This is a genomic window from Kistimonas ophiarachnellae, from assembly GCF_057552235.1.
This window is the reverse complement of the sequence record NZ_BAAJPA010000058.1, coordinates 1-769: the sequence shown is the minus strand read 5'-3', so window position 1 is coordinate 769 and position 769 is coordinate 1. Positions and strand designations below refer to the sequence as shown.

Below are 769 nucleotides of genomic sequence, written 5' to 3'. Positions count from 1 at the left end.
GGGGCTCACGTCTGAATCAGCAGCCATCATCACGGTGACCGGCACCAACGACGCGCCGGTGGCGACAGTCAATACCGCCACAGGCCATGAGAATGAAACCCTGACCATTGACGTACTGGCCGACGACACGGATCTGGATCACAACGACAACCCCGCCAATTTCAGTCTGGATAGCGTGGAGATCGTGGATGGTGACGGGAATCCCGTCACGGGCCAGGGCACGGTCAGCATCGTCAACAACCAGCTGCAGTTTGAGCCGGGCACAGACTTCGACAGCCTGACCCTTGGCGAAAGTACGGCAGTGGTCGTTCGATATGTGATGTCTGATGACGAAGGGGCTACCTCTGAGTCAACAGCGACCATCACGGTGACCGGCACCAACGACGCGCCGGTGGCGACAGCCAATACCGCCACAGGCCATGAGAATGAAACCCTGACCATTGACGTACTGGCCGACGACACGGACGTGGATCACAACGATAATCCGGCCAACTTCACTCTCGACAGCGTGCAGATCGTCGATAGCAACGGGAATCCCGTCACGGGCCAGGGCACCGCCAGCATCGACAGCAACCAGTTGCAGTTTGTCCCTGGCAGTGACTTTGATTACCTGGCCAGTGGTGAAAGTACGACAGTGGTAGTGCGCTACGTGATGTCCGATGACGAAGGCGTCACGTCTGAATCAACGGCCACCATCACCGTGACCGGTACCAACGACCGACCGGTAGCCGGGGTTGTCACTGCCAGTGCCGAAGAAGACGGTGCATCT

1 protein-coding gene is annotated in these 769 nt (G+C 58.6%); it reads left to right on the top strand.

Going from position 1 to position 769, the window contains the following annotated elements:
• Window positions 1-769 (top strand): Ig-like domain-containing protein (locus tag AC27K1_RS21610; protein ID WP_487152866.1); only part of this gene is annotated, 769 nt, incomplete at both ends.